The sequence below is a fragment of the Rhodococcus sp. 14C212 genome (assembly GCF_011058195.1).
Classification (GTDB): Bacteria; Actinomycetota; Actinomycetes; order Mycobacteriales; family Mycobacteriaceae; genus Rhodococcus; species Rhodococcus aetherivorans.
Genome location: NZ_JAALEH010000017.1, coordinates 83120 through 90747, shown reverse-complemented (window position 1 = coordinate 90747; position 7628 = coordinate 83120). Strand labels below are relative to the sequence as shown.

The 7628-nt window shown below is 69.8% G+C and carries 3 protein-coding genes; 1 reads left to right on the top strand and 2 read right to left on the bottom strand.

Annotated elements, in window-relative coordinates:
• Nucleotides 1-246 precede the first annotated feature (246 nt).
• A complete protein-coding gene (locus G6038_RS10850) occupies nt 247-981 on the top strand; it encodes a hypothetical protein (RefSeq protein ID WP_240918420.1) in 735 nt (244 codons plus the stop codon).
• A 91-nt stretch (nt 982-1072) separates the two neighbouring features.
• Here G6038_RS10850 and G6038_RS10845 read toward each other — a convergent pair whose 3' ends face one another.
• Together G6038_RS10845 and pks13 are read right to left on the bottom strand one after the other, a co-directional pair.
• On the bottom strand, nt 1073-2617 hold the full coding sequence (locus tag G6038_RS10845; RefSeq protein WP_165037655.1) for an acyl-CoA carboxylase subunit beta: 1545 nt from the start codon (nt 2615-2617) through the stop codon (nt 1073-1075).
• A gap of 7 nt (nt 2618-2624) precedes the next feature.
• Nucleotides 2625-7598: a polyketide synthase Pks13 gene (pks13, locus tag G6038_RS10840; protein WP_165037664.1), complete on the bottom strand. Its 4974-nt coding sequence runs from the start codon at nt 7596-7598 to the stop codon at nt 2625-2627.
• Between the last annotated feature and the right edge of the window lie 30 nt (nt 7599-7628).

Genomic DNA, 7628 nt, shown 5'->3' with positions numbered 1-7628 from the left:
AGGTCCGTGTGGCGACCGAGGCCGGACTGACCCGGATCGGGTCGAGCTACGACCTGTGCCACGCCTTCCTCGACCACACCGGGCTCTCCTTGTGATCATTACTCACTCAATTTTCGAAACATCTGTAGCAGTAGCACCATCTCCGGTCGTTGCCGGAAGGGTGGTCCGTGGCAACGGATTCTGCCCGGCGTCGTCGCGCTGCACAGCGGCCCGCTCACGCAACTGCACAGACAGACGGCAGCGCAGATGTACGGGGGCGACGAGGCAGTGATCTCGGGCCATGCCGCGCTCGGCCTGCACGGATACGCGCTCTCTTCGACGAAGAGCGACATCCTGTTGCTCATTCCGCAGAATCGGCATCGTCGCAATTTCTCGTTCGTCACCGTCGAACGCAGTTGGCGCGTACCCGAACCCGTGCACAAAGGCACACTGCGGATCGCACCTGTCGCGCGCAGCCTGCTCGATGCCGGACGGCGCACGTCACGAACGGACGACTGCCGCGCGTTGTTCTCCGCCGCACTCCAACGCGGCGACGTCACCGTGGACCACCTGGCAGGCGAGCTGGCAGACGGTAGCAGTCGGGGAACCGCAGTGCCCCGCAAGGTGATCCAGGAGCTGGTCGACGACGCGCACTCGGTCGCCGAGATCGAGGCCCAGAAGCTGTACTCCACCTCTGATCTTCCCCCGATGGTGCACAATCGCGATGTCGAGGACTCGAGCAGAACCTGGATCGCTCGTCCGGACGGCTGGCTCGACTCCGTGGCTCTGGCGTGGGAAATCGACTCGTTCGCACACCATCTCAGCGCAAGAGATCACGAGGCGACGATGCGGCGCCGAGCCGTCATGCAGCGACACGGCATCATCGTCGTCACCCATCTGCCCAGGCAGATCCGGCACGAACCGTCGACCGTCCTCGCCGACCTCGCGGCAGCCTACCGGCAAGGTCTCGAACGCCCGCGGCCCGATGTGCGGGTGCGGTAGGCCCCGCGGCGCGGCCGAATGTCACATCGGGTCGATTCGATCGACGCAATGTGACATTCGGCCCACCAGAACGCGATTCGGGCGCGAAAGGCTAGAGCGGAAGCAGGTGGTGCTTGCGCGGGTTCTTGAACACCGTCTTGTCGCGCAGCAACGTCAGCGCCTTGCGGATCTCGAGGCGCGTGGTGTGCGGCTCGATCACCGCATCGATGTATCCGCGCTCGGCGGCGATGTACGGCGTCGCGATGTGCTCGTTGTAGAAGTTGATCAGCTGCTGGCGCACCGCGGGAGCGTTGTCGCCGGCGGCCTCGATCTGGCGGCGGCCGATCACCGCGACGGCACTCTCGGCGCCCATCACCGCGATCCGGGCGGTGGGCCAGGCGAAGTTCACGTCGGCGCCGAGCTGCTTCGAGCCCATCACCGCGTAGCCACCGCCGTAGGACTTGCGCACCACCACGGTCACCTTCGGCACCGACGCCTCGACGAACGAGAACAGGAACCGGCCGCCGCGCTTGATGACGCCGATCTTCTCCTGCTCCACACCCGGGAGGAAGCCCGGGGTGTCGACGACGAACACGAGCGGGATGTCGTACGCGTCGCACACCCGCACGAAATGCGCGGCCTTGTCCGAGCTGGCGGCGTCGAGCGCCCCCGACAGGTATAGTGGCTGGTTGGCGACGACACCGACGGGCCGGCCGTCGACCCGGGCGAAGCCGGTGATGATGTTCGGCGCGACCTGCGAGCGGATCTCGAAGAAGTCGCCGTCGTCGAAGATCTTGAGCAGGACGTCGTGCATGTCGTAGCCAGAGTTGTCGGCGTCGGGCATGAACGAGTCGAGCTCGAGATCGTCCTGGGTGATCTCCGGCTCGAGCCCCGGGTTGACGATCGGGGGCTTCTCCTGCGCGTTCGACGGCATGTAGCTCAGGTACTTACGGGCCCACTCGAACGCGGCCTTCTCGTCCGGCGCGACGTGGTGCACGTTGCCGTACTCGGCCTGCTTGCGGGCGCTGCCGAGTTCCTCGAGGCTGACGTCCTCACCGGTGACGGACTTGATGACGTCCGGTCCGGTGACGAACATGTACGCCTCCTCGGTGGCGATGACCACGTCGGTGTTGATGGGGGCGTACACGGCGCCGCCGGCGCACTTGCCGAGGATGATCGACACCTGCGGGCACAGACCGGACAGCGGCTCGTGCCGCTTGCCCAGTTCGGCGTACCACGCCAGCGACGTCACGGCGTCCTGCACTCGGGCGCCGCCGGAGTCGTTGATGCCGACGACGGGGCAGCCGATCTTCAGCGCGAAGTCGAGGATCGCGGCCACCTTGCGGCCGAACATCTCGCCGACGCTGCCGCCGAACACTGTCTGGTCGTGCGAGAAGACCGCGACGGGCCGGCCCTCGACGGTGCCGTGACCGACGACGACACCGTCCCCGTACAGGGCGTCGTCGCGGCCGGGCGTCTTCATCAGCGCACCGATCTCGACGAAGCTGCCCGGGTCGAGCAGCATGTCGATGCGCTGCCGGGCACTGGGGATGCCCTTGGCGGTGCGCTTGGCGATCGCGGCCTCCCCGGCCGGTTCCTTCGCGATCTCGAGGTTCTTGCGCAGCTCGGCCAGCTTCTCGGCCGTCGTCGTGGTCACTACTCGATCAGCTCCTCGTGGCCTCGATGTCGGCCAGCTTGCGTGTCAGGTCGGCCCCCACCTTCCCGATGTACGGCTCGTCGACCACCTGGAGATGGTCGCCGCCGACACGGATGACCTCCAGATTACGGACCGCCTCGCCCCAGCCGCCGTCGGGCTGCCGGGTTCCGAACGCGGGCTCGAGTTCGATGGCGTCGTCGTGGTAGCGGTCCGCCATGTACAGCACGACGTCGCCGTCGTACGGCTCGAGCTTCGCGGTCTGGATGGCCCGGTTGTCCAGCCACGACGTGCGCTGGTGCTCGATGATGCCGCCGGGGATCCTGGTGCCGCTCATCCTGAGCAGGTCCATGAGGATGCGCACCTGGCCCTCGTCGTCCGTCGCGGCGAGCTTGTCGTACGGCAGCGGCGCGTCGACCCCGTAGGTCTTCTTCGCGAACTGCGCGTACCGCTGCCAGCGCTTGGTGATCTCCTCCGGGGTGTCCTCGACCTTCTCCCCGGCCATGACCGTGTCGATGAGGCCGACCAGCCGCACGTCCTTGCCCTCCGCGCGCAACAGCTTGGCGACCGCGTAGGCGAGCACGCCGCCCAGCGACCAGCCGTACAGCACGTACGGACCGTCGCCCTGGATCGCCTTGATCTGCGGCAGGTATTCCTGGGCGCGCGTCTCGATCGGGCCCTCGGTGCGTTCGAAGCCGTACATCGGGGTGCCTTCGGGCAGCCGGCGCAGCAGCGGTTCGTACACCACGGTGGAACCGCCGGCCGGATGGAACACGAACACCGGGACGGCGTCCGACCCTTCGGGACGCGGGCGCAGCGTACGGACGAGCCCGTCGATGCGGTCGGCCGACTCCAGGTGCCGGCGCACGCTCTCGGCGAGCTGCTCGATGGTCTCGGCGTCGAGCACGTCGTCGACGGTGATCTCGCCGTTCGCCCGCTCGGTCAGCCGGGCCGCGAGGCGCTCGGCCGCCTCGTCGTCGAGGATCGGCAGGGTGTTGAAGATGCCCTTCGCGGACTGTCCGGTGATCACGGCCCAGGTCGCGAACGTGAGCCGCTCGGCGGCATCGCGCGGCGGCACGTCGGTGCCGGATGCCTCCGCAACCGCCTGCCGGTCGGTGACGTCGGTGTCCTTGTCCGCTTCGGTGCTCGCAGCGGCCTCACCGGCCTCCGCGGCCTCCGCGGCCTCCGCGGCCTCGAGGATCGCCTCCGCCTCGTGCACCACCCCGGTGTCCTCCACGGCCGAGACCGCAGGCAGCTCGAGCGTCGTGTCCTCCCGCTGGGCGGTTTCGCGGTCGGCCGCCTGCTGTGCGGCGAGCGCGGCGACCTCCTCGCGGTTCTCCACCGCGTACCGCAGGTACTTCGCGACGTCGCGCAGGCTGGCGTCCTTGACCGCGGCGAGCTGCAGCTGCGGGATGTCGAACTCGTACTCGACGCGGTTCTTGATCCGCACCGCCATGAGCGAGTCCAGGCCCAGCTCGATCAACGGGATCTCGGCGGGCAGGTCCTCGGCCGCGTAGCCCATCGACTCGGCGACGATCAGCGCCAGTCGATCCTCGAGGGTCTGCGACCCGTTCGGGTTCCACTTGTCGCCGAAGGTCTCGACCACCTCGGGAAGCGTCTCGACCGGCCCGGTGGACCGCTCGGCCGGCGCGGGCACCGCGGCGGGCACGGGCAGCGCTTCACCGGAGGCCACGACCGCGTCGAACAGCAACCGGAACTCGCCGCTCGCCGCGTCGCGCCCGTGCACGTGCAGCGACGCGCCGCCGAGGTGCCGGGTCAGGGTGGTGGTGAGGGTGCCGCTGCTGGGGACGTCGCCGTACGGGACGGACGCGGTGAGGGTGACGTCGGCGAGCGTCTGCGACGCGGCGGCGACGGCGAGCTCGCCCAGGTCGGTGACGGCGTCGGCGCGCACCTCCCACACGTGCCGCCCGTCGGGCAGCGCGACGTGCGCGCCGGGCACGCGAGCGTTGCCGCCGGTCCCGATGCGGGTCTCGAGCCAGAACGGCTTGCGCAGGAACACCGTCCGCGGCAGGTCCGCGTACTCGCCGGTCGGGAGCAGGCTGCGCAGGTCCACGGAGTGGCCGTGCACGTACAGCTGCGCGAGCGCGGTGAGCACGCCGAGCGGCTCGTCCTCCTTGCGCTTGAGGGTCTGGATCAGCTGGGTGTCGATCACGCCGGCGGCGTACGCCGTCGCGGCCACGGACATCAGCGCGACGGGATTGGGTGCCAGCTCGACGAACGTGGTGTGCCCGTCGGTGACGGCGAGCTTGACCGCGTTGGTGAAGTACACGCTGTGCCGCAGGCCCTTGGTCCAGTACTCGACCTGGTGAATGGGGTCGTGGCCGGCGCGGTAGTGGGTGTCCTGGTCGACCGACGAGTACACGTCGACCTTCGGCTTGTGCGGCTCGATGCCGGCGAGTTCGGCGGCGAGCTCGCCGAGCAGCGGATCCACCTGCGAGGTGTGGCTCGCGCCCTTGGTCTGCAGGACGCGGGCGAGCTTCTCCTCCGACTCCGCCCGCGCGACGATCGCGTTGACCTCGTCCTGCGGGCCGCCGATGACGGTGTGCGTCGGCGCGGCGTAGACGCAGACCTCGAGGTGCGGGTAGTCGGTGAGGACCAGCTCGATCTCCGCGGCGCTGTACTCGACGAGCGCCATGAGCCGGATGTCGTCGCCCTCGAGCAGCGCCTCGGCCTCGCCCATCAGGCGGGAGCGGGCGCAGATGACGCGGACGGCGGCCTCGAGCGACAGACCGCCGGAGATGTACGCGGCCGCGGCCTCGCCCATGGAGTGGCCGACGACGGCGGACGGCTCGGCGCCGTGGTGGCGCAGCAGCTTCGCGAGGGCGACCTGGATGGTGAAGATGCCGACCTGCGAGGTCTCGACGTCGTAGTCCTGGCCGTCGTCGAGGAACTTCTCCCTCATGGAGTAGCCGGCCTCGTCCTCGATCAGCTCGTCGATCTCGTCGACGGCCGCGGCGAACACCGGGTTCTCGAGGTACAGCTGCTTGGCCATCTTGCGGTGCTGCGAGCCGAAACCGGACAGCACCCACACCGGCCCGTTGGCGGCGGGCGAATCGGCGGAGAAGACGCCCTGCGCGGGCTTGCCGGCGGCGACGGCACGCAGCCCGGCGATGGCCTCGGCGCGGGTCTTCGCGATCACGACGGCGCGCGAGCGACCGTGGTTGCGGCGGGACAGGGTGCGAGCGACGTCGGCAAGCGGCGTGGTGCTGCCGGCCTCGGTCTCGAGCCAGTCGGCGAGGTCGGCGGCGGCCCGGCGACGACGCGACGGCATCGCCGCGGACACCGCGAGCAGCACCGGGTGGTCCTCGCCCTGCTCCGAGCGAATGTGCCCTTCAGCTCCTTCAGCCGACGGAACGATACGTTCGCTCGACTCCGTGTCCGCTTCGGGTCCGGTGTACTCGCGGACCACGACGTGCGCGTTGGTGCCGCCGAAGCCGAAGCCGGAGACGCCGGCGATCGCCTTGCCGGTGTAGCGCGGCCACTCGGCCCCCTCGGGGATGACCTTCAGGCGGGCCTGCTCGAACGGGATGTACGGGTTCGGTGCGGTGTAGTTCAGCGTCGCCGGCAGGTGGTTCTCCTGCATGGCGAGGACCACCTTGATCAGGCCTGCCGCGCCGGCGGCCGCCTCGAGGTGGCCGAAGTTGGTCTTCGCCGAGCCCAGCAGCACCGGCTTGTCGGCGTCGCGGCCGCGGCCGACGACGCGGCCGAGGGCGTCCGCCTCGATCGGATCGCCGAGCACGGTTCCGGTGCCGTGGGCCTCGATGTAGTCGACGCCGGACGGAAGGATGCGCGCGTCCCGGTAGGCCCGGCGCAGCACGTCGACCTGGGCCTCCGGGTTCGGCGCCGCCAGGCCGTTGGAGCGGCCGTCCTGATTGACGGCGGAACCGGCGACGACGGCGAGCACGGTGTCGCCGTCGCGCTCGGCGTCCTCGAGCCGCTTGAGCACGACGAGGCCGCCGCCCTCGGCGCGGACCATGCCGTCGGCGTCGGCCGAGAAGGCCTTGATGCGGCCGTCGGGGGCCTGCACACCGAGCTGGTCGAAGCCGAGGGTCGCGGCGGGCGCGACGAGCATGTTCACGCCACCGGCCAGCGCCACGTCGGCGTCGCCGTCGCGCAGGGCGCGCACCGCCTGGTGCACGGCCACGAGCGACGACGAGCATGCGGTGTCCAGGGCGACGGACGGGCCGCGGAAGTCGAAGAAGTACGAGACCCGGTTGGCCACGATCGACGTGGCCGTGCCGGTCAGGGCGTACGGGTGCGCGGCGGACGGGTCGCTCACCGCGAGGAGCTGGTAGTCGTTGGCGGAGCTGCCGATGAACACGCCGACCGGGCGGCCCTTGAGGTCGCTGGCCGGGATGTGGGCGTGCTCGAGCGCCTCCCAGGTGAGTTCGAGGGCGAGCCGCTGCTGCGGGTCGACCATCTCGACCTCGCGCGGCGACATCGCGAAGAACTCGGCGTCGAAGCCCTTGACGTCGTCGAGGTAGCCGCCGCGGGTGTTGGCTGCGGCGATGGCCGACGAGATCTGCGGATCGTCGGCGAATTCGGACCAGCGGCCCTCGGGAAGGTCGGTGATGCCGTCGCGGCCCTGTGTGAGCAGCTCCCACATCTCCGCGGGGGTGCTCACGTGCCCGGGCAGCCGGGTGGCGAGACCGACGATTGCGACATCGTGCGCCCTGCCGGCCGGACCTGCGGCGTAGAAGGCGCTGTCGTCTCCCTCCGGGAGCTCGGGTTCACCCTCGATGATGCGCGTGGCCAGCGACGCGATGGTGGGGTGCTGGTAGGCGATCGTGGCGGTGAGGGTGACGCCGAGCAGTTCCTCGACCTCGCCGCTGAGCGCCACGGCGTCGCGGGACGAGAGGCCGAACTCCTCCATCGGGCGATCGTCGGAGATCTGCGCCACCGGTTGCCCGGTAGCCTCGGCGATCCAGTTCCGCAGCCACTCGCGCAGCTGCGCGACGGTCATTTCAGTGTCAGCCATCAACCCACCACGCTA

What these genes read in the sequence shown, in the direction of transcription:
- pks13 (WP_165037664.1), bottom strand. Translation starts at nt 7,598, where the DNA reads ATGACCGTCGCGCAGCTGCGCGAGTGGCTGCGGAACTGGATCGCCGAG.
- G6038_RS10850 (WP_240918420.1), top strand. Translation starts at nt 247, where the DNA reads ATGTACGGGGGCGACGAGGCAGTGATCTCGGGCCATGCCGCGCTCGGC.